At 58.5% G+C, this 21012-nt stretch carries 19 protein-coding genes; 14 read left to right on the top strand and 5 right to left on the bottom strand.

What is annotated here, in order from left to right:
- Positions 1–22: 22 nt before the first annotated feature.
- From JJN09_RS01880 to map, 5 genes are all read right to left on the bottom strand, one after another.
- Complete coding sequence (locus tag JJN09_RS01880; RefSeq protein WP_249485204.1) at positions 23–775, bottom strand: hypothetical protein; 753 nt, start codon at positions 773–775, stop codon at positions 23–25.
- A gap of 195 nt (positions 776–970) precedes the next feature.
- Positions 971–1864: a M12 family metallopeptidase gene (locus JJN09_RS01875; protein WP_249485203.1), complete on the bottom strand. Its 894-nt coding sequence runs from the start codon at positions 1862–1864 to the stop codon at positions 971–973.
- 3 nt (positions 1865–1867) lie between these two features.
- A complete protein-coding gene (gene dapC / locus JJN09_RS01870) occupies positions 1868–3067 on the bottom strand; it encodes a succinyldiaminopimelate transaminase (protein WP_249485202.1) in 1200 nt (399 codons plus the stop codon).
- 43 nt (positions 3068–3110) lie between these two features.
- Entirely contained in the window at positions 3111–5813 is a 2703-nt protein-coding gene (locus tag JJN09_RS01865; protein WP_249485201.1) for a [protein-PII] uridylyltransferase, read from the bottom strand.
- Between the two features lie 41 nt (positions 5814–5854).
- Positions 5855–6637: a type I methionyl aminopeptidase gene (map, locus tag JJN09_RS01860; RefSeq protein WP_096819629.1), complete on the bottom strand. Its 783-nt coding sequence runs from the start codon at positions 6635–6637 to the stop codon at positions 5855–5857.
- Positions 6638–7009: 372 nt separating this feature from the next.
- On the opposite strand from map, the gene rpsB reads away from it, so the two are divergent.
- The 14 genes from rpsB to lpxB all read left to right on the top strand — a co-directional run bounded on the left by rpsB (position 7010) and on the right by lpxB (position 21004).
- Positions 7010–7747, top strand: a complete 738-nt coding sequence (rpsB, locus tag JJN09_RS01855; RefSeq protein WP_003222119.1) for a 30S ribosomal protein S2 — start codon at positions 7010–7012, stop codon at positions 7745–7747.
- A 190-nt stretch (positions 7748–7937) separates the two neighbouring features.
- Positions 7938–8801, top strand: coding sequence for a translation elongation factor Ts (tsf, locus tag JJN09_RS01850; protein ID WP_249485200.1), 864 nt, complete (start codon positions 7938–7940; stop codon positions 8799–8801).
- A gap of 210 nt (positions 8802–9011) precedes the next feature.
- Complete coding sequence (gene pyrH, locus JJN09_RS01845) at positions 9012–9755, top strand: UMP kinase (RefSeq protein WP_003222124.1); 744 nt, start codon at positions 9012–9014, stop codon at positions 9753–9755.
- Complete coding sequence (gene frr, locus JJN09_RS01840; protein WP_096819627.1) at positions 9752–10309, top strand: ribosome recycling factor; 558 nt, start codon at positions 9752–9754, stop codon at positions 10307–10309. Before pyrH ends, frr begins: the two co-directional genes overlap by 4 nt.
- Positions 10310–10323: 14 nt before the next feature.
- Positions 10324–11079, top strand: a complete 756-nt coding sequence (gene uppS, locus JJN09_RS01835) for a polyprenyl diphosphate synthase (RefSeq protein WP_096819626.1) — start codon at positions 10324–10326, stop codon at positions 11077–11079.
- Positions 11079–11885 (top strand): phosphatidate cytidylyltransferase, encoded by an 807-nt coding sequence (locus tag JJN09_RS01830; protein ID WP_249485199.1) that lies wholly within the window; start codon positions 11079–11081, stop codon positions 11883–11885. Before uppS ends, JJN09_RS01830 begins: the two co-directional genes overlap by 1 nt.
- Positions 11882–13072 (top strand): 1-deoxy-D-xylulose-5-phosphate reductoisomerase, encoded by a 1191-nt coding sequence (gene ispC / locus JJN09_RS01825; RefSeq protein ID WP_249485198.1) that lies wholly within the window; start codon positions 11882–11884, stop codon positions 13070–13072. Before JJN09_RS01830 ends, ispC begins: the two co-directional genes overlap by 4 nt.
- A 53-nt stretch (positions 13073–13125) precedes the next feature.
- Entirely contained in the window at positions 13126–14478 is a 1353-nt protein-coding gene (gene rseP, locus JJN09_RS01820; RefSeq protein ID WP_249485197.1) for a sigma E protease regulator RseP, read from the top strand.
- A gap of 74 nt (positions 14479–14552) precedes the next feature.
- Positions 14553–16943 carry an outer membrane protein assembly factor BamA gene (gene bamA / locus JJN09_RS01815; RefSeq protein ID WP_249485196.1) on the top strand — a complete coding sequence of 797 codons (2391 nt, stop codon included), beginning with the start codon at positions 14553–14555 and terminating at the stop codon, positions 16941–16943.
- Positions 16944–16988: 45 nt separating this feature from the next.
- The gene (locus JJN09_RS01810; protein WP_007990260.1) at positions 16989–17492 is read left to right on the top strand and encodes an OmpH family outer membrane protein; all 504 of its coding nucleotides are present in this window, start codon (positions 16989–16991) and stop codon (positions 17490–17492) included.
- Between the two features lie 3 nt (positions 17493–17495).
- Positions 17496–18551: a UDP-3-O-(3-hydroxymyristoyl)glucosamine N-acyltransferase gene (gene lpxD / locus JJN09_RS01805; RefSeq protein ID WP_249485195.1), complete on the top strand. Its 1056-nt coding sequence runs from the start codon at positions 17496–17498 to the stop codon at positions 18549–18551.
- Between the two features lie 106 nt (positions 18552–18657).
- Positions 18658–19098 (top strand): 3-hydroxyacyl-ACP dehydratase FabZ, encoded by a 441-nt coding sequence (gene fabZ / locus JJN09_RS01800; protein WP_016771469.1) that lies wholly within the window; start codon positions 18658–18660, stop codon positions 19096–19098.
- Entirely contained in the window at positions 19095–19871 is a 777-nt protein-coding gene (lpxA, locus tag JJN09_RS01795) for an acyl-ACP--UDP-N-acetylglucosamine O-acyltransferase (protein ID WP_085712845.1), read from the top strand. The genes fabZ and lpxA overlap by 4 nt, the downstream gene beginning before the upstream one ends.
- Positions 19872–19873: 2 nt before the next feature.
- Positions 19874–21004, top strand: coding sequence for a lipid-A-disaccharide synthase (gene lpxB / locus JJN09_RS01790; protein ID WP_249485194.1), 1131 nt, complete (start codon positions 19874–19876; stop codon positions 21002–21004).
- Positions 21005–21012: the final 8 nt, after the last annotated feature.

Below are 21012 nucleotides of genomic sequence, written 5' to 3'. Positions count from 1 at the left end.
GCATCGACCTGTCCCGTGCCGCTTACGCTGTTTGTGCAGTTGGGTAGGCCTTCGCCATAAAGGCCTTGTCCTTTTCACTGAGTGTCAGATTGAGGTCGATCTTGAAGTCGCCGTGGGTCCAGCTCTGGCGCACGGCGTAATGCATGATCGATTTCGGATCGTAGGGCGAGTAATCGAACTCGCTGGCGTCGAGCAGATTGAAGTAGCGCTCATCGACAGATCGGCGAGCGTAATCGTCTTCGTCAGCGTCTTCGGCCACTCCGTGTGCGGCGTAAACCGCAGGCTTGTTCCAAGGTATGTTCGACTCGGGGTGCAGGTGTTCATGTTCGGCACCCAGCGCATGCCCGAATTCATGCATGACATTGGCAGCAAAAAGTGCCGGGGCGAGCAATTGTTCCGGGGACAGCCTCATGGTGGGCTCTTCTGCTTCGACCAGCAGCGCGTTGGTACCGGTCATCGACCAGTAAATGCCGGGGTCGCTGCTGATACGGATATCTCCTGACTCACCTTCGACAAAATTGAATGTCAGGTTGATATAGGGCAGCCAGTTGTTCGCCGCGGCTTTGACGGCGTCCTTGAATGCTTGATCGCCACTCAGAAACGCAATGCGCAAGGTCCGGCCCGGTGCCCAGAAGTAAGCGTGTTTGCCAACGGCGCGCTTCTTGCGACCGGATGCCGAGGTTTTTTCATTGGCGGGGTTCTCGGTCACTGCAACTTCATAAGAACGTTGGAGCGACGCTGTTTTTTCTATAAGGCAAAATGTTGCGGAGTTCATGCTAAGTGTCCGTACTGATGTTGATCCAATAGGCGGTTGTTTATTTCAGTCAAGTTGAGCTAGAAGGCTGGGCAAGTCGTAAATTAATCGAGAGTGCGGGCTGAAGGAAGTTGAAGGTGGGTGGGTTGTATTGCGTGATGTTGAAAGTTCGCGAGGTATTACGCCAAGCGAACTCTGTCTGTCGGTAACGGTTGTTTATTTTGGATAAAGCAGTCGCATCAGTCGCTTGTCTTTTTTACTGATCCGGCGGTTGATCGGTAACTCCCAGTTGCCCACAGTCAATGTGTTTGCTACCGGGTGGTGCATGATCGATTTTCGGTCGTAGGAGGTGTAGATCGCGTCCAGTGTGTCGAAAGACGCGAACAGGTTCCTGTCAACCTGCTCCTCGGTCAGCGGGTTCATTTCACGGTTCTTGTAAAACTCATACACCTTTGGCTTATCCCACGGAATATTGGCCTTTGGGTGTTGATGTTCGTGCATCGCACCCAGTGCATGGCCGAATTCGTGGATCACGATCACCTCAAAGTCTTCATGATCAGGTTTGACCCCCAGGTTCATGGTGGGGTGGTCGGGATGGATCAGCAAGGCATCGGTGCCCAGCATCGAGCTGTTGTCATTGTTCTTTGTCGCAATCCTGATGTCGCCTTTCAAATCGTCGACAAATTCAAACTTCAGATTGATGTACGGTAACCACTGGTTGGCCGCAGCGATAATCCTGTTCTTATGGTCGGCGTCAGGTGCATCCATGAAAGCCACTTTCAAGGTTCGGCCGTTGGCCCACAACTTTGAATAATTGACTACTGAGCGTTTGCGTCGGGTGCCGGCAGCTTTACCGGCATTGGCGGGGTTTTCATTAATTGCCGTCGTGTAAGCAACTTGATCGTCGGGCCATTGAATGAGTTGGCAATCCAGCAGGTTGTTCATGTTTACTTCATCCTTGAAGTTAAATTTTTGAGTTGGTTTTAGGCGCAGAGATATGCGCGGCTCAAGACTAACGTCTGGCCGGCCGGCAAGTGGAGTAAATAGTTGGAGGATCTGTAACCCGATGTATGAGGCGCCCGTGCCGGATTGCCCGGCACGGGCGTTCACGCATTACTTGTGGCGCAGGACGAAATCGCGGATACGTTCGGCCGCTTCCACACACTCCGCCAGCGGCGCGACCAGCGCCATGCGCACACGGCCGGCACCTGGGTTGACCCCGTCCACATCTCGGGACAGGTACGAACCCGGCACCACGGTCACGTGTTCTTCGGCAAACAGGTCCCGGCAGAACGCTGCGTCATCACCTTGCACGTTTGGCCACAGGTAGAAGCTGCCATCCGGACGCTGCACATCCATCACCGGGCTGAGGATCGCCAGCACGGCATCGAATTTCTCGCGATACAGCGCACGGTTGGCGCGCACATGCACTTCATCGTTCCACGCGGCAACGCTGGCCAACTGGGTCTGAACCGGCATCGCGCAGCCGTGGTAGGTGCGATACAGCAGGAAGCCTTTGAGGATGTCGGCGTCGCCAGCGACGAAACCGGAGCGCAGGCCCGGCAGGTTCGAGCGCTTGGACAGACTGTGGAATACCACGCAACGCTTGAAGTCCTTGCGACCCAGTTCGGCGCAAGCGCTGAGCAGGCCTGACGGTGGCGTCTGTTCGTCGAAGTACAGCTCGCTGTAGCACTCGTCGGCGGCGATCACGAAGTCATATTCGTCGGCCAAAGCGATCAGTTTTTTCAGCACGTCGACTGGAATCAGCGCGCCGGTCGGGTTGCCCGGCGAGCACAGGAACAGGATCTGGCAGCGCTTCCAGATGTCCGGCGATACCGCGTCGAAGTCCGGGTTGAAGCCGTTTTCATCCAGGCATGGCAGATAGTGCGGCTTGGCGCCGGCGAGGAACGCTGCGCCTTCGTAGATCTGATAGAACGGGTTCGGGCTGACCACCAGCGCGTCGTCGCCACGATTGACCACGGTCTGGGTGAAGGCGAACAGCGCTTCACGGGTGCCGTTGACCGGCAGTACGTTGCGCGCCGGGTCGATCCAGCCGCTCGGCACGTTGAAGCGACGTTCGCACCAGGCGGCAATGGCTTCGCGCAGGGCCGGGATGCCGAGGGTGGTCGGGTACACCGCCATCTGGTCCAGGTTGTTGGCCAGCGCCTCGGCGACAAAGCTTGGCGAACGGTGTTTCGGCTCGCCGATGGACAGCGCGATCGGGCGTTTGTCCGGGTTCGGCGTGACGCTGCCGAGCAGGGCACGGAGCTTTTCGAACGGGTAGGGCTGAAGCTGGGACAGAGCGTTGTTCATCGGTGCTGGGTCTCGTGCAAAGCGGTTGAATCCGGGCGCTCAGTCAAATGCTGATGCGCGACAGTTTGATATCGGGTTCCTGATTGACGCTGAGCTGCTCGACGATGGCATCCTGCAAACGGCTGCACAGCAGCGGGTCGGACAGCGGCTGATTGTGGGCGTCGGTGATGAAGAACACGTCTTCCACCCGTTCGCCCAGGGTGGCGATCTTGGCGTTCTGCAGCGACAGATCGAACTCCAGGAATATCCCGCCGATCCGTGCCAGCAGGCCCGGACGGTCGGGTGCGGTGAGTTCCAGCACCGTCACCGGACGCTGGGCGTCGTTGTGGATCGTCACTTGTGGTGCGAACGCAAAGTGTTTGAGCTGGCGCGGCACCCGACGCTGGATGATGGTCGGGTAGTCGTCCGGGTTGCGCAGGGCCTCGGTCAGGCCGTCGCGGATCTGTTTGACCCGGATCGGATTGTCGCCGATGGATTCGCCTTCCGTATCGAGCACGATGTAGGTGTCGAGGGTGAACTGGCTGCTGGAGGTGATGACCCGGGCGTCGTGAATGTTCAGGTTGAGCTGGTCCATCGCGGCCACGGTCACAGCGAAGAAGTCGTGCTGGTCCGGCGCATAAATGAAGATCTGCGTACCGCCCTCGAATTCGCGTTGGGTGGTTTCCTTGATCAGCACCAGCGGCCCGCCGTCGGCCGGCTGCTGGAGAATCGCATCGCTGTGCCAGGCCACGTCGCCGGCGGTGTGGCGCAGGAAATAGTCATCGCCCAGTTGCGCCCACAATTGCTCTACATCGTCCGGATCGGTGCCGCCGCGCACCAGAATATCCAGCGCTGCGCTCTGGGTCTGGCGGATCTGTTCTTCGCGATCCACCGGGTTTTCCAGGCCTCGACGCAGAGCGCGCTTGGTCTCGGTGTAGAGCTGGCGCAGCAGGCTGGCGCGCCAGGAGTTCCACAGCGTCGGGTTGGTGGCGTTGATGTCGGCCACGGTCAGAACGTACAGGTAGTCGAGACGGGTTTCATCACCGACCGCCAGGGCGAAGTCATGGATCACTTGCGGGTCGGACAAGTCCTTGCGCTGGGCGGTGGTCGACATCACCAGATGGTTCTGCACCAGCCAGACGATCAGGCGGCTGTCCCACACCGGCAATTGATGGCGCTGGCAGAACGCCTCGGCATCGACTGCGCCGATCTCCGAGTGGTCGCCATGCCGGCCCTTGCCGATGTCGTGATACAGGCCCGCCATGTAGATGAGTTCGGGCTTGGGCAGCTTGGCCATGAGCTTGGCGGCCAACGGGAATTTCTCCGACACCTGGGTGTACTGCAATTTACGCAGGTGTTTGATCAGGTTCAGCGTGTGCGCATCGACCGTATAGATGTGGAACAAGTCGTGCTGCATCTGCCCGACGATGAAGCCGAACTCCGGCAGGTAGCGCCCGAGGATGCCGTAGCGGTTCATTCGCCGCAGGTTGCGGTGGATGCCGATCTTGCACTTGAACAGCTCGATGAACAGGCTGGTATTGCGAATGTCGTTGCGAAAGTTGTCGTCGATCAGGTGACGGTTTTCCCGCAGCAGACGAATGGTGTCGGCGCGCACGCCTTTGATTTCCGGCTGCTGGGCCATCAGCACGAAGATCTCGAGCATGGCGAACGGCGTGCGGCGGAACACGTTGTCGTTGCGTGCCTCGATGTAACCGTCGTGCAGCTGGAAGCGCGAGTTGATCGGCTGCGGCGGCGCTTCGTCTTCCGGGGCGAGGATGACCTCCTCGAAGTGCTGGATGATCAGGTCGCTGAGCTGGGCGATGCTCATCACCACGCGAAAGTACTGCTGCATGAAGTTTTCGACGGCCTGCTTGGCGTCGTCACCTTCAAACCCCAGCAGCCCCGCAATGGTGCGTTGATGATCGAACAGCAGACGATCTTCGGAGCGGCCGGCCAGCATGTGCAGGGCGTAGCGCACTTTCCAGAGGAATTCCTGTGACGACGCCAGCAGGGCGTTTTCACTCTCGACCAGGAAGCCTTCGCCCGCCAAAGCACGCAGGTTGAGGGTGCCGTACTGACGACGGGCGACCCACAGAATCGTCTGAATATCCCGCAGTCCGCCGGGCGAACCTTTGACGTTGGGTTCCAGGTTGTATTCGGTGTCGTTGTACTTGTGGTGGCGAGCCTTCTGCTCGGCGCGCTTGGCCAGGAAGAACTCCTTGGCCGGCCACATGTGTGCGGTGCTGGTGACATCGAGCATGCGCTGGCGCAGACGCTCGGGGCCGCAGATGGTGCGGCTCTCCATCAGGTTGGTGACCACCGTCAGGTCGGCGCGGGCCTCTTCGGCGCACTCGTCCACTGAACGAACGCTCTGACCGACTTCCAGGCCAATGTCCCACAGCAGTGTGAGAAAACGCTCGATGGAGTCGCGGAAGATTTCGTGATCGGCGCTGTCCAGCAGGATCAGCAGGTCGATATCGGAATAGGGGTGCAACTCACCGCGACCGTAGCCGCCGACCGCGACCAGCGCGATGTCGGCGTCTTCGCTCCAGTTGAACTGGTCCCAGGCCTTTTGCAGGATGTTGTCGACGAACCAGGCGCGATCCTCGATCAACCGCCGGATATCGCGGCCGCTGCGAAAGCGCGCATCGAGCACTTCGCGGGCCTGGCGGATCGCCTTCTTGAAGGCGGCGATAGGGCTCGCTTTCAGGGCCAGTTCAGCCTGGAACTGGCCGCGGTCGAAGAGTTCGGGATCCACCTGCGGCATCGATTGGCTTTCCTTTCTATAGGCTGGGAGCGGTGTCGGGATCAGGCCGATACGCGCGGGATCGTGTCATCGCTGCGCAGGGTGAAGATCTCGTAGCCGGTGTCGGTGACAAGCAAAGTGTGTTCCCACTGTGCCGACAGCTTGCGGTCCTTGGTGATCGCGGTCCAGCCGTCGCCCAGTACCTTGGTGTCGGCCTTGCCCTGGTTGATCATCGGTTCGATGGTGAAGGTCATGCCGGCCTTCAGTTCCATGCCGGTGCCGGCGCGACCGTAGTGCAGGATCTGCGGCTCTTCGTGGAACACCTTGCCGATGCCGTGGCCGCAGAACTCGCGCACCACGGAGAAACCGTTCTTTTCAGCGTGCTTCTGGATGATCTCGCCGATGTCGCCGAGGCGGCAGCCGGGTTTGACGATCTCGATCGCCTTGTACATGCATTCCTGGGTGACCTGGGACAGGCGTTCGGCCCAGACCGGCACGGTGCCGACGTGGAACATGCGGCTGGTGTCGCCGTGGTAGCCGTCCTTGATTACGGTAACGTCGATGTTCAGGGTGTCGCCGTTCTTCAGCGGCTTGTCGTTCGGGATGCCGTGGCAGACCACGTGGTTGATCGACGTGCAGATCGACTTCGGGTAGCCCTTGTAGTTGAGCGGGGCAGGGATGGCTTTCTGCACGTCGACGATGTAGTCGTGGCAGATCTGGTTCAGCTCATCGGTGGTCACGCCCGGCTTGACGTGCTCGGCAATCATTTCCAGCACATCGGCGGCCAGTTTGCCGGCGACACGCATGGCGGCGATGTCCTCGGGGGTTTTGAGGGTGACGGTCATACAGGCTCTCTCTGCGCTCGGCGGCGCTTGTTGATACGGGCAGGGCGGCGGTTTTCGCCTGGCGGCCCTGAAAAACGCGATTCTAACAGACCAAAGGCGCAAATCCGCGCCTGCGTGCATCGCTTCGACCTATACAATAGTGCGCGTCAGGGCGATTCCAAGGGGCCGGCGCCCATGTCCCTGACGCGATTACAGATTCCGGGTTCCGTTTGCGTCCTTCCTGTGATATAAAATGCGCCGCTTTCCGGGGATAGCTCCGGGAGCATTAACCCACACACGTGTCGACACGATGACCTGGGTGCCTTTGATCCTCGGATCAGGGTTGGTCATTGGGATACGTGGAGGCCCAACCCGACTTATCAAGGAACTATCATGTCCCAAGTCAACATGCGCGATATGCTGAAGGCCGGTGTGCACTTCGGTCACCAAACCCGTTACTGGAATCCGAAAATGGGTAAATACATTTTCGGCGCGCGTAACAAGATTCACATCATCAACCTTGAAAAAACCCTGCCAATGTTCAACGAAGCTCTGACTTTCGTAGAGCGTCTGGCCCAGGGCAAAAACAAGATTCTGTTCGTCGGCACCAAGCGTTCCGCTGGCAAGATCGTTGCTGAAGAAGCAGCACGTTGCGGTTCGCCGTACGTGGATCACCGCTGGTTGGGCGGCATGCTGACCAACTTCAAAACCATTCGTGCTTCCATCAAGCGTCTGCGTGACCTTGAAGTTCAAGCCGAAGACGGTACTTTCGCCAAGCTGACCAAGAAAGAAGCGCTGATGCGCTCCCGTGATCTTGAGAAGCTGGATCGCTCCCTGGGCGGCATCAAGGACATGGGCGGTCTGCCAGACGCACTGTTCGTGATCGACGTTGACCACGAGCGCATCGCGATCACCGAAGCCAACAAGCTGGGCATCCCGGTCATCGGCGTTGTCGATACCAACAGCAGCCCGGAAGGCGTTGACTACATCATCCCAGGCAACGATGACGCAATCCGCGCTATCCAGCTGTACATGGGTTCGATGGCTGACGCAGTAATCCGCGGTCGCAACAATGTTGCCGGCGGCACTGTAGAGTTCGCAGCTGAAGAAACTCAGGCTGCAGCTGAGTAATTGACGCCCTGGCGTTGACTCAGTAAGCAAAAAGGGGGCTTGGCCCCCTTTTTGCCACCTCGAAAACCATCTGTCGGCAGCGCAGCTACAGCATCTGTAACGTGCAGCGGCTACAAGGTGGCTCGGGAAGAATTGAACGCCCGTTCGATCGGGTGGAATGGTTGAAAACCTATCCAAGAGGAATTTGAAAATGGCAGCAATTACTGCAGCGTTGGTTAAAGAACTGCGCGAGCGTACCGGCGAAGGCATGATGGATTGCAAGAAAGCCTTGGAAAAGGCTGACGGCGACATCGAAAAAGCCATTGATGACATGCGTGCTTCGGGCGCGATCAAGGCTGCCAAGAAAGCTGGCAACGTTGCCGCTGAAGGCGCTATCGCCATCAAGTCGAACGACAAGGTAGCTGTGCTGCTGGAAGTCAACTCGCAGACCGACTTCCTGGCCCTGCAAGACGACTTCAAAAACTTCGTTGCTGCCAGCGTAGAAAAAGCCTTCGACGAAAACCTGACCGACGCAGCTCCGCTGATCGCCGCTCAGGAATCGGCTCGTGAAGCTCTGGTTGCCAAAGTAGGCGAGAACGTCAACATCCGTCGTCTGGTACGCGTAGAGGGTGACGTTGTCGGCACCTACCTGCACGGTAACAAGATCGGTGTTGCTGTTGTCCTGAAAGGCGGCGACGTCGAGCTGGCCAAAGACATCGCTATGCACGTTGCTGCAAGCAACCCTGAGTTCCTGCTGCCTTCGCAAGTCTCCGACGAAGCGATCGAGCGTGAAAAAGCTGTGTTCCTGCAGCTGAACGAAGAGAAGATCAAAGGCAAGCCAGAAAACATTGTTGAGAACATGGTCAAAGGCCGTATCAGCAAGTTCCTGGCAGAAGCAAGCCTGGTTGAGCAGGCGTTCGTCAAGAACCCTGAAATCAAGGTTGGCGAACTGGCCAAGAAAGCCGGTGCTGAAATCGTTTCCTTCACCTACTTCAAAGTAGGCGAAGGCATCGAGAAGCCGGTCGACAACTTCGCTGAAGAAGTTGCTGCCCAGCTGGCTGCCGCCAAGCAATAAGACGGTTTTTCAACTGTCGCCCGAAAGAGGCTGCCCGCTCACGCGCGCAGCCTCTTTTCAGATAGGGTTACCAATTTTTAATTGGTTTCCCCTTGGAACTGACTTACAAAGCCATGTTCCGATGGCGCTGAAGCAGCGCCAAGCTAGAGTGAACGCCAGCTGTAAACAGCTCGCAAAGAATTTTTAAATACGCCGCAGGAGAGATTCGCAATGGCTCAGCAGGGCAGTGGTTATCAGGCTCGCTATAAACGCATTCTACTCAAGCTTAGCGGCGAGGCCCTGATGGGCTCGGAAGAGTTCGGGATCGATCCGAAAGTGCTGGATCGCATGGCGCTGGAAGTCGGCCAACTGGTCGGTATCGGTGTTCAGGTCGGTCTGGTGATCGGCGGCGGCAACCTGTTTCGCGGTGAAGCGCTGAGCAAGGCCGGCATGGATCGGGTCACGGGCGACCACATGGGCATGCTGGCCACTGTGATGAACGCCCTGGCCATGCGCGATGCGCTGGAACGTGCCAATATCTCGGCCATCGTGATGTCGGCCATTTCCATGGTGGGTGTGACCGATCACTATGATCGTCGCAAGGCCATGCGCCACCTGAACTCCAAGGATGTGGTGATTTTTGCAGCCGGTACCGGCAATCCATTCTTCACTACGGATTCTGCAGCCTGCTTGCGCGCCATTGAAATCGACGCGGATGTCGTGCTCAAGGCGACCAAGGTCGATGGCGTCTACACCGCTGACCCATTCAAGGACCCGCATGCCGAGAAGTTCGATCATCTGACTTATGATGAAGTACTGGATCGCAAGCTGGGTGTAATGGACCTGACGGCTATCTGCCTGTGCCGCGACCACAAGATGCCGCTGCGCGTATTCAACATGAACAAGCCTGGTGCTTTGCTGAACATCGTCCATGGCGGCGCTGAAGGCACCCTGATCGAGGAAGGTCAACAATGATCAACGAAATCAAGAAAGACGCTAAAGAGCGCATGACGAAGTCCGTCGAGTCTCTGGCTCACAACTTCGGCCGCATTCGTACCGGTCAAGCTCACCCAAGCATTCTGGAAGGCGTAATGGTTCCGTACTACGGTTCCGATACCCCGATCAAGCAAGTGGCCAACATCACCGTCAAGGACGCCCGTACCCTGCAAGTGGTTGCGTTCGAGCGCAACATGCTCGGTGCTGTCGACAAGGCGATTGGTAGTGCGGGTCTGAACCTGAACCCAACCAACCTCGGTGAACTGCTGCTGATCAGCATGCCGGCCCTGACTGAAGAAACCCGTCGAGGTTTCACCAAGCAGGCGCGTGACGTGGCTGAAGATGCTCGTGTTGCCGTGCGCAATATCCGTCGCGATGCCAACAGCTCGCTGAAGGATCTGGTTAAAGAGAAAGAAATCAGTGAAGACGAAGAGCGTCGTGCCACTGGCGAAATCGACGACCTGACCAAGAAGTTCGTGGCTGAAATCGACGCGAAGCTGGCAGAGAAAGAAAAAGACCTGATGGCCGTATAAGGGTCGAGCTTTAAATGGATAAGACCAAGCAGACTGCGCCGTCCGCGGTGCCGCGCCATGTCGCGATCATCATGGATGGCAACAATCGCTGGGCGAAAAAACGCTTTATGCCGGGTGTCGCCGGGCATAAAGCGGGCGTGGACGCTGTTCGGGCGGTGATCGAGGTGTGTGCCGAGGCTGGGGTCGAGGTGCTGACCCTGTTCGCCTTTTCCAGTGAGAACTGGCAGCGCCCGGCCGATGAGGTCAGTGCCTTGATGGACCTGTTCTTCAAGGCACTGCGTCGTGAGGCTAAACGCCTCAACGACAACAACATCAGTCTGCGCATCATTGGCGACCGCTCGCGTTTTCATCCTGAGCTTCAAGCTGCCATGCGCGAAGCCGAGGCCATGACCGCGGGCGCGAATCGCTTTGTCCTGCAGATCGCCGCCAACTACGGCGGTCAGTGGGATATCGCGCAAGCGGCGCAGCGTCTGGCTCGTGAGGTTCAGGCCGGACATCTGCGTCCGGAAGACATCACGCCGGATCTGCTGCAAACCTGTCTGGCGACCGGTGACCTGCCATTGCCGGATCTGTGCATCCGCACTGGCGGTGAGCACCGCATCAGTAACTTCCTGCTGTGGCAACTGGCCTATGCCGAGTTGTACTTCTCCGACCTGTTCTGGCCGGACTTCAAACACGATGCCATGCGTATTGCGCTGGCCGATTTCGCTTCGCGTCAGCGTCGTTTCGGTAAAACGAGCGAGCAGATCGAAGCTGGAGCCCGGGTTTAATGCTTAAACAACGAATCATCACTGCACTGATCCTGCTGCCGATCGCCCTGGGCGGATTTTTCCTGCTCGAAGGTTCCGGTTTTGCGCTGTTCATCGGGCTGGTCGTGAGTCTGGGTGCCTGGGAATGGGCGCGCCTGGCCGGCTTTACCGCGCAATCGTTCCGCGTCGGTTTTGCGGCAGTGGTCGCGCTGATGTTGTTCGTCATGTACATCCTGCCTGGGCTGGCGCCTTGGGTACTCGGTGCCTCGGTGATCTGGTGGGCGGTGGCGACCTGGCTGGTGCTGACCTATCCGCGCTCCAGTGAGCGCTGGGCCAGCGCCGCCAGCAAATTGGTGATTGGTTTGCTGATTCTACTGCCGGCCTGGCAAGGGCTGATCCAGATCAAGCAATACCCGCTGGGCAACTGGATGATCATGGCGGTGATGGTGCTGGTGTGGGGTGCCGATATCGGTGCCTATTTCTCCGGACGTGCTTTCGGCAAGCGCAAGCTGGCTCCGCAAGTGAGCCCAGGCAAGAGCTGGGAAGGCGTGTATGGCGGTCTGGCGCTGAGTCTCGTCATCACCACGCTGGTCGCCCTGTTTCGTGACTGGACCGTGGCGCAACTGTTCAAGGGGCTGATCGGCGCTGCATTGATCGTGTTTATCTCGGTGGTGGGTGATCTGACGGAAAGCATGTTCAAGCGTCAGTCCGGCATCAAGGACAGCAGTAATCTACTGCCAGGTCACGGTGGTGTACTGGATCGTATTGACAGCCTGACAGCGGCAATTCCGGTATTTGCGGTGTTGCTGTGGATGGCTGCACCGTGAGCCGCCCGCAGCAGATTACCGTTCTGGGGGCTACCGGTTCGATCGGTCTGAGCACTCTGGATGTTATCGCTCGTCACCCTGAGCGTTATCAGGTTTTCGCACTCAGCGGCTTTACGCGTCTGAGCGAGTTGCTTTCCTTGTGTGTGCGCCATGTGCCTCAGTTTGCTGTGGTGCCGGAAGTTGCTGCTGCTCGTGGTTTGCAGGACGACTTGCGTGCCGCGGGTCTGTCGACTCGGGTGCTGGTGGGGGAGGAGGGCCTGTGTCAGGTCGCGGCTGCCCCTGAGGTGGATGCCGTGATGGCGGCCATCGTCGGCGCCGCCGGTCTGCGCCCGACCCTTGCGGCGGTCGAGGCGGGCAAGAAGATCCTCCTGGCCAACAAGGAGGCGCTGGTGATGTCCGGCGCCTTGTTCATGGACGCTGTGCGCAAGAGCGGTTCGGTCCTGCTGCCAATCGACAGTGAGCACAATGCGATTTTCCAGTGCATGCCGCAGGATTTTGCCCGGGGTTTGAGTACTGTCGGCGTACGTCGGATTTTGCTGACAGCCTCCGGCGGTCCTTTCCGGCAGACGCCGATGGCCGAACTGGCGCATGTTTCACCCGACCAGGCCTGCGCTCATCCGAACTGGTCCATGGGCCGCAAGATTTCCGTGGATTCGGCCAGCATGATGAACAAGGGGCTCGAGCTGATCGAGGCCTGCTGGTTGTTCGATGCCAGGCCGTCGCAAGTTGAAGTGGTGATTCATCCGCAGAGCGTGATTCATTCTCTGGTTGATTACGTGGACGGCTCGGTGCTGGCGCAGTTGGGTAATCCCGACATGCGCACGCCCATCGCCAATGCGTTGGCCTGGCCTGAGCGCATCGATTCCGGCGTGGCGCCACTCGACCTGTTTGCCATCGCGCGCCTGGACTTCGAAGCGCCTGATGAAAAGCGGTTTCCCTGCCTGCGACTTGCACGTCAGGCGGCCGAGGCGGGCAACAGTGCGCCGGCCATGCTCAACGCCGCGAATGAAGTGGCGGTAGCAGCGTTTCTCGACGGGCGGGTTCGCTACCTGGAAATCGCGAGTATCATCGAGGAAGTGTTGAATCTCGAGCCGATAGTTGCTCTGAATGATCTCGATGCGGTGTTCACGGCGGATGCGGCGGCACGCGCTCTGGCCGGGCAATGGTTGACCCGTCACGGTCGATAGACTCTGCGGTACATGGCTTCACGCGGCATAGAACAGGATTGCGGAGAAAGTAGATGAGCGCGCTCTATATGATTGCCGGCACCCTGATCGCTTTGGGTGTGCTGGTCACCTTTCACGAATTCGGCCACTTCTGGGTCGCGCGTCGCTGTGGCGTCAAGGTTCTGCGCTTTTCCGTAGGCTTCGGCATGCCGTTGCTGCGCTGGCACGACAAGCAAGGGACCGAGTTTGTTGTCGCGGCCATTCCGCTCGGCGGCTACGTCAAGATGCTCGATGAGCGTGAAGGCGAAGTGCCCGCTGATCAGCTTCATCAATCTTTCAATCGCAAGTCTGTTCGTCAGCGTATTGCCATCGTTGCCGCCGGCCCGGTCGCCAACTTCCTGCTGGCCATGGTGTTCTTCTGGGTGCTGGCCATGCTGGGCAGCGAACAGGTGCGTCCGGTCATCGGTGCGGTCGAGTCCGGCAGTCTCGCGGCAAAGGCCGGTTTGAGTGCGGGCCAGGAAATCATTGCCATCGACGGCGAGCCGACTTCCGGCTGGGCGGCGGTCAATCTGCAGTTGGTGCGTCGTCTCGGGGAAAGCGGTTCACTGCAGGTGCTGGTGCGCGAGCAGGGCTCCACGGCCGATTCGCCACGTGAACTTGCGCTGGATCACTGGCTGAAGGGGGCTGACGAGCCGGATACGATTCGCTCCCTGGGTATCCGTCCGTGGCGCCCGGCAATGCCGCCGATTCTTGCCGAGCTTGATCCGAAAGGCCCCGCTCAGGCTGCTGGGCTGAAAGCCGGTGATCGCCTTCTGTCCCTTGATGGAAAGGTACTGGATGACTGGCAGCAGGTGATAGATACGGTTCGTACGCGTCCTGATACCAAAATCATGCTGCACGTCGAGCGTGACGGTGCTCAAATCGACGTTCCGGTGACGCTGGCGGCACGCAGCGACAGCAAGTCGCCAAGCGGCTATCTGGGCGCAGGAGCGAAAGCCGTCGACTGGCCACCGGAGATGATCCGCGAGGTCAGCTACGGTCCTTTGGCCGCGATTGGCGAGGGCGCCCGTCGTACCTGGACCATGAGCGTCCTGACGCTGGATTCACTGAAGAAAATGCTGTTCGGCGAGCTCTCGGTAAAAAACTTGAGTGGACCGATAACCATTGCTAAAGTGGCGGGCGCTTCTGCCCAGTCGGGCGTTGCTGATTTCCTGAATTTCCTTGCTTATCTGAGTATTAGCCTGGGAGTTCTGAATTTGCTGCCCATTCCTGTACTGGATGGGGGGCATTTGTTGTTTTATCTGATCGAGTGGGCGCGTGGTCGTCCCTTGTCGGATCGGGTGCAAGGTTGGGGGATACAGATCGGTATCAGTTTGGTGGTCGGGGTGATGTTGCTTGCTCTGGTCAACGATCTGGGTCGACTGTAACGCTTCGCTGAATTGCGAATCTGCCGCATTTTGCGGCAGTTTGTTTATTGCCAGTTGGAATAAGAAAGGACTTCATGAAACGTCTGCTGCTAACTGCGGTTCTCACCGTATTGATGATCGCCGAAGTTCACGCCGAGTCCTTCACTATCTCTGATATTCGCGTCAATGGCCTCCAGCGGGTCTCCGCGGGTAGCGTCTTTGGTGCCTTGCCGTTGAACGTCGGCGAGCAGGCGGATGATCGTCGCCTGGTGGAATCCACTCGTGCGTTGTTCAAAACCGGTTTCTTTCAAGATATCCAGCTGGGCCGCGAAGGCAACGTTCTGGTGATCACTGTCGTCGAACGTCCATCGGTCGCCAGCATCGAGATCGAAGGCAACAAGGCGATCTCCACCGAAGACCTGATGAAGGGCCTCAAGCAATCCGGTCTGTCCGAAGGCGAGATCTTCCAGCGCGCGACCCTCGAAGGCGTGCGTAACGAGCTGCAACGTCAGTACGTGGCGCAAGGCCGTTACTCGGCCACCGTTGATACCGAAGTGGTATCGCAGCCGCGTAACCGCGTCGGCCTGAAAGTGAAGATCAACGAAGGCACCGTCGCTGCCATTCAGCACATCAACGTGGTGGGCAACACGGTTTTCCCTGAAGAAGACCTGACCGACCTGTTCGAACTGAAAACCACCAACTGGCTGTCGTTCTTCAAAAACGACGACAAGTACGCCCGTGAAAAGCTTTCCGGTGACCTGGAGCGTCTGCGTTCTTACTACCTGGATCGCGGCTATATCAATATGGATATCGCTTCGACACAGGTGTCCATCACCCCGGACAAGAAACACGTCTACATCACCGTCAACGTGACCGAAGGCGAAAAGTACACCGTTCGTGACGTCAAGCTCAGCGGTGACCTGAAAGTCCCTGAGGACCAGGTCAAGTCGCTGCTGCTGGTGCAAAAAGGTCAGGTGTTCTCGCGCAAGCTGATGACCACCACCTCGGAACTGATCACTCGTCGTCTGGGTAACGAGGGCTACACCTTCGCCAACGTCAACGGTGTTCCACAGCCGCACGATGACGACCACACCGTGGACATCCTGTTCGCTGTCGATCCGGGCAAGCGTGCCTACGTCAACCGCATCAACTTCCGTGGCAACACCAAGTCCGAAGACGAAGTGCTGCGTCGTGAAATGCGTCAGATGGAAGGTGGCTGGGCTTCGACCTACCTGATCGACCAGTCCAAGACCCGTCTGGAGCGTCTGGGCTTCTTCAAAGAGGTCAACGTTGAAACTCCGGCCGTACCGGGTGTCGACGATCAGGTTGACGTTAACTATGCAGTTGAAGAGCAGGCTTCCGGCTCGATCACCGCCAGCGTCGGTTTCGCCCAGAGCGCCGGTCTGATTCTCGGTGGTTCGATTACCCAGAACAACTTCCTCGGTACTGGTAACCGCGTCAGCGTCGGCCTGACCCGAAGCGAATATCAGAGCCGCTACAACTTCGGCTACGTTGACCCCTACTGGACCGCCGATGGCGTGAGCCTGGGTTACAACGCGTTCTATCGCACGACCGACTACAAAGACCTCGACGTCGACGTAGCAAGCTATGCGGTGGACAGCCTGGGTGCCGGTGTGAACGTTGGCTACCCGATCAGCGAGACCTCGCGTCTGACCTTCGGTCTGTCCGCTCAACAGGACAAGATCAAGACCGGTCAGTACACCGTCGACGAAATCTTCGACTTCGTGAATCGTGAAGGCGATCAGTACCTGAACTTCAAGGCTTCGGCCGGCTGGTCCGAGTCGACCCTGAACAAAGGCGTACTGCCGACCCGTGGCCGTTCCCAGAGCCTGACTCTGGAAACCACCATTCCAGGCAGCGACCTGTCGTTCTACAAGCTTGACTACCGTGGTCAGCTGTTCCAGCCGATCACCGAGAACTACACCCTGCGCCTGCACACCGAACTGGGTTATGGCGACGGTTATGGTTCGACTGATGGCTTGCCGTTCTATGAAAACTACTATGCTGGTGGTTTCAACTCGGTACGTGGCTTCAAGGACAGTACTCTGGGTCCGCGCAGTACACCTAGCCGTGGTCAAGGTAATACAGGCAACGTCGGTACAATCAACGATCCGGACCAGGATCCACTGCCGTTCGGTGGTAACGTCCTGATCCAGGGTGGTGTGGAAGTCCTGTTTCCGCTGCCGTTCGTGAAGGATCAGCGTTCGCTGCGTACTTCCGTGTTCTGGGATGTGGGTAACGTTTTCGACTCCAAGTGCCAGCAGACCCTTAATACCGACGGTATCACCAAGTCCAAAACGCAGTGCAACGACGTCAGCCTCAGCAACATGGCCAGTTCCGTCGGTGTTGGCGTGACCTGGGTTACCGCACTGGGACCTTTGAGCTTCGCGTTGGCCACACCGATCAAGAAACCGGATAACGCTGAAACTCAAGTGTTCCAATTCTCCCTCGGCCAGACGTTCTAAGCGTCTGACCCAAGATAACGACAATGGATTTTGTAGGAGTGCATCGTGCGTAAGTTGACTCAATTGGTTCTCCTGGCCTCCGTACTGGTGGCAGGCCCGGCGTTCGCCGACATGAAAATCGCTGTTCTGAACTATCAGATGGCACTGCTGGAATCCGACGCAGCCAAGAAATACGCTGTGGATGCCGAGAAGAAGTTCGGTCCTCAACTGACCAAGCTCAAAACGCTGGAAAGCAGCGCCAAGGGTATCCAGGATCGTCTGATGGCGGGCGGCGACAAGATGCAGCAGGGCGAGCGTGAGCGTCTTGAGTTGGAATTCAAGCAAAAGGCCCGTGACTTCCAGTTCCAGTCCAAGGAACTGAACGAAGCCAAAGCCGTCGCTGACCGTGAAATGCTTAAGCAGCTCAAGCCGAAACTGGATAGCGCAGTGGAAGAAGTCATCAAGAAAGGTGCTTTTGACCTCGTGTTCGAGCGTGGCGCAGTGATTGATGTCAAACCTCAGTACGACATCACGCGCCAGGTTATCGAGCGCATGAATCAGCTGAAGTAACCCATGACCGTGACTATCAAACTCGGCCAGTTGGCCGAGTTCCTCGGTGCCACCCTGAGTGGCGATCCCGAGAAGCAAATTACTGGGCTAGCCACTTTGCAGGAGGCTGGCCCAGCTCAGTTGAGCTTTCTGGCAAACCCCCAATACCGCAAATACCTGGCTGGCTCGCAAGCGGCAGCATTGCTGCTCAAGGCAGCCGATGCCGAAGGTTATACCGGTAATGCGCTGGTGGTGCCGGATCCTTATCTGGCTTACGCACGCATTTCCCACCTGTTCGATCCGAAGCCGAAATCAGCAGCCGGTATCCATTCGACTGCGGTGATCGCTCCCGACGCCGTGGTCGATCCGACTGCCAGTATCGGTCCCTTTGTGGTGATCGAGTCCGGCGCCCGGATCGGTGCAGGCGTGACGCTCGGCGCGCACTGCGTTGTCGGTGCCCGCAGCGAAATCGGCGAGGGCGGCTGGCTGGCTCCGCGGGTGACGCTGTATCACGATGTGCGCATCGGCAAGCGGGTGGTGATCCAGTCCGGTGCAGTGCTTGGCGGTGAAGGCTTCGGCTTTGCCAACGAGAAAGGCATCTGGCAGAAAATCGCCCAGATCGGTGGCGTGACCATCGGCGACGATGTGGAGATTGGCGTGAACACCGCCATCGACCGCGGTGCGTTGGCCGATACCGTAATCGGCAACGGCGTTAAGCTCGATAACCAGATTCAGATCGCCCACAACGTTCAGGTCGGTGATCACACTGCGATGGCGGCGTGCGTGGGGATCTCCGGCAGCACTAAAATCGGCAAGCACTGCATGCTTGCCGGCGGTGTGGGCCTGGTAGGGCACATCGATATTTGCGACAACGTTTTCCTGACTGGAATGACCATGGTGACCCACTCGATTACCGAGCCGGGGGCCTACTCTTCCGGTACAGCCATGCAGCCAGCTGCCGAATGGCGCAAAAGCGCGGCACGCATCCGTCAGCTCGATGACCTCGCGCGACGGTTGAAACAGCTGGAAAAGCGGGCAGGGGAAGTGACCCCTGGCGGTAATGCTTCATCTGAAGGCTGATACCATTTCCATATCAAGTGTGCACAGCCTCTGGACTGCCTCCTTGATTTGCTAGAGGAGTGCGCGTCAGTCGCGCTCCCAATCTTTACATAGGCTTCCCCCCGAAATGATGGACATCAACGAGATTCGCGAATACCTGCCTCACCGTTACCCGTTCCTGCTGGTGGACCGGGTGGTGGAACTGGATACTGAAGGCAAGCGCATTCGCGCCTACAAGAATGTCAGCATCAACGAGCCGTTCTTCAATGGTCATTTCCCTGCGCATCCGATCATGCCGGGCGTCCTGATCATCGAAGCGATGGCTCAGGCAGCCGGGATTCTCGGTTTCAAGATGCTCGACGTGAAGCCCGCTGATGGCACGCTTTACTACTTTGTCGGTTCCGACAAACTGCGTTTCCGTCAACCGGTCAAGCCTGGCGATCAGCTGATTCTTGAGGCCACGTTCATTAGCTGCAAGCGCAAGATCTGGAAGTTTGAATGCCAGGCGTCGGTTGATGGCAAGCCGGTCTGCTCCGCCGAGATCATCTGCGCGGAACAAAAAGTATGAGTTTGATTGACCCTCGCGCAATCATCGATCCTTCGGCCGTACTGGCTGAAGGTGTCGAGGTCGGCCCTTGGTCGATCATCGGCGCAGGTGTGGAAATCGGCGAGGGAACAGTGATCGGGCCTCACGTGATCCTCAAAGGTCCGACCCGAATCGGCAAACACAACCGCATCTACCAGTTTTCCTCGGTAGGCGAAGACACGCCGGATCTCAAGTACAAGGGTGAAGAAACCCGTCTGGTGATCGGTGACCATAACGTTATCCGCGAAGGCGTGACGATTCACCGTGGCACTGTTCAGGATCGCTCGGAAACCACCCTGGGTGATCACAATCTGATCATGGCCTACGCCCACATCGGTCACGACAGCGTCATCGGCAACCACTGCATTCTGGTCAACAACACCGCGTTGGCTGGACATGTGCATGTCGAGGACTGGGCGATCCTGTCCGGCTTCACTCTGGTGCACCAGTATTGCCACATCGGCGCCCACAGCTTTTCCGGCATGGGCACGGCCATCGGCAAGGACGTTCCGGCGTTCGTCACGGTGTTTGGCAATCCGGCCGAAGCGCGCAGCATGAATTTCGAAGGCATGCGCCGTCGCGGTTTCAGCGAGGACGCGATTCATGCCCTGCGTCGCGCCTACAAAACCGTTTATCGCCAGGGACTGACTGTCGAGCAAGCGCTGGCCGAACTGGCCGAGCCTGCCGCCCAGTTCCCGGAAGTCGCGGTATTCCGTGACTCCATTCAGTCGTCGTCTCGCGGCATCACCCGCTGATCATGGCCAATCTGCGTATTGCGCTGGTGGCGGGTGAGGCTTCCGGTGACATTCTGGGCGCCGGTCTGATGCGTGCCCTCAAGGCACAGCATCCCGCTGTCGAGTTCATCGGCGTCGGCGGCCCGTTGATGCAGGCCGAAGGCCTGAGTTCCTACTTCCCCATGGAGCGACTGTCGGTCATGGGGCTCGTGGAAGTCCTCGGGCGACTGCGTGAACTGCTCAAGCGCCGCAAGGACCTGATCGCCACGCTGATCGCTGAAAAGCCGGACGTGTTCATCGGCATCGACGCCCCGGATTTCAACCTCAATATCGAACTCAAGCTGCGTCAGGCCGGGATCAAGACCGTGCACTACGTCAGCCCTTCGGTATGGGCCTGGCGGCAGAAACGGGTGCTGAAAATCCGCGAAGGCTGCGACCTGATGCTCACGCTGCTGCCGTTCGAAGCGAGATTTTACGAAGAGAAAGGCGTACCGGTGCGGTTCGTCGGGCATACGTTGGCCGATACCATCCCACTGGAAGCCGATCGCACCGCTGCGCGCGCCGAACTGGGACTGCCGGACGGTCCGCTGGTGGCTTTGATGCCGGGCAGTCGCGGCGGCGAAGTCAGTCGTCTGGGTGCGCTGTTCCTCGATACCGCCGAACGCCTGCGCGCCTTGCGCCCGGGTTTGCGCTTCGTCATACCGTGCGCCAACCCCGAGCGTCGGGCCCAGCTTGAAGAGCTGCTGGCCGGGCGCGACCTGCCGGTGACCCTGCTCGACGGCAAATCCCATCTGGCGCTGGCGGCGTGCAACGCGGTTCTGATTGCGTCGGGTACGGCGACCCTGGAGGCGCTGCTGTACAAGCGTCCGATGGTGGTGGCCTACCGTCTTGCACCGCTGACGTTCTGGATTCTCAAACGCATGGTCAAGAGCCCGTACGTCTCTCTGCCTAACCTGCTGGCCCAGCGACTGCTGGTGCCGGAATTGTTGCAGGATGATGCGACGGTTGAGGCACTCGCCCAGACCCTGTCGCCGCTGATCGACGGTGGCGAAGAGCAGACGCGCGGCTTCGACGAAATCCATCGCACCCTGCGACTGGACGCTTCCAATCAAGCGGCTGAAGCCGTTCTGAACCTGATCGGTCAAACACGATGAGCAAGACA

The sequence above is a fragment of the Pseudomonas sp. HS6 genome (genome assembly GCF_023375815.1).
GTDB lineage: Bacteria > Pseudomonadota > Gammaproteobacteria > Pseudomonadales > Pseudomonadaceae > Aquipseudomonas.
Note: the sequence above shows the minus strand (reverse complement) of the source record. Positions and strands in the feature narration are given on the sequence as shown.

Excerpts from the sequence above, each read along its gene's own strand:
- JJN09_RS01880 (WP_249485204.1), bottom strand. The coding sequence starts at position 775 with ATGAACTCCGCAACATTTTGCCTTATAGAAAAAACAGCGTCGCTCCAA.
- pyrH (WP_003222124.1), top strand. The coding sequence starts at position 9,012 with ATGGCTCAGCAGGGCAGTGGTTATCAGGCTCGCTATAAACGCATTCTA.
- bamA (WP_249485196.1), top strand. The coding sequence starts at position 14,553 with ATGAAACGTCTGCTGCTAACTGCGGTTCTCACCGTATTGATGATCGCC.
- JJN09_RS01865 (WP_249485201.1), bottom strand. The coding sequence starts at position 5,813 with ATGCCGCAGGTGGATCCCGAACTCTTCGACCGCGGCCAGTTCCAGGCT.
- JJN09_RS01830 (WP_249485199.1), top strand. The coding sequence starts at position 11,079 with ATGCTTAAACAACGAATCATCACTGCACTGATCCTGCTGCCGATCGCC.
- frr (WP_096819627.1), top strand. The coding sequence starts at position 9,752 with ATGATCAACGAAATCAAGAAAGACGCTAAAGAGCGCATGACGAAGTCC.
- lpxA (WP_085712845.1), top strand. The coding sequence starts at position 19,095 with ATGAGTTTGATTGACCCTCGCGCAATCATCGATCCTTCGGCCGTACTG.
- lpxD (WP_249485195.1), top strand. The coding sequence starts at position 17,496 with ATGACCGTGACTATCAAACTCGGCCAGTTGGCCGAGTTCCTCGGTGCC.
- tsf (WP_249485200.1), top strand. The coding sequence starts at position 7,938 with ATGGCAGCAATTACTGCAGCGTTGGTTAAAGAACTGCGCGAGCGTACC.
- uppS (WP_096819626.1), top strand. The coding sequence starts at position 10,324 with ATGGATAAGACCAAGCAGACTGCGCCGTCCGCGGTGCCGCGCCATGTC.
- dapC (WP_249485202.1), bottom strand. The coding sequence starts at position 3,067 with ATGAACAACGCTCTGTCCCAGCTTCAGCCCTACCCGTTCGAAAAGCTC.
- lpxB (WP_249485194.1), top strand. The coding sequence starts at position 19,874 with ATGGCCAATCTGCGTATTGCGCTGGTGGCGGGTGAGGCTTCCGGTGAC.
- map (WP_096819629.1), bottom strand. The coding sequence starts at position 6,637 with ATGACCGTCACCCTCAAAACCCCCGAGGACATCGCCGCCATGCGTGTC.
- fabZ (WP_016771469.1), top strand. The coding sequence starts at position 18,658 with ATGATGGACATCAACGAGATTCGCGAATACCTGCCTCACCGTTACCCG.
- rpsB (WP_003222119.1), top strand. The coding sequence starts at position 7,010 with ATGTCCCAAGTCAACATGCGCGATATGCTGAAGGCCGGTGTGCACTTC.
- rseP (WP_249485197.1), top strand. The coding sequence starts at position 13,126 with ATGAGCGCGCTCTATATGATTGCCGGCACCCTGATCGCTTTGGGTGTG.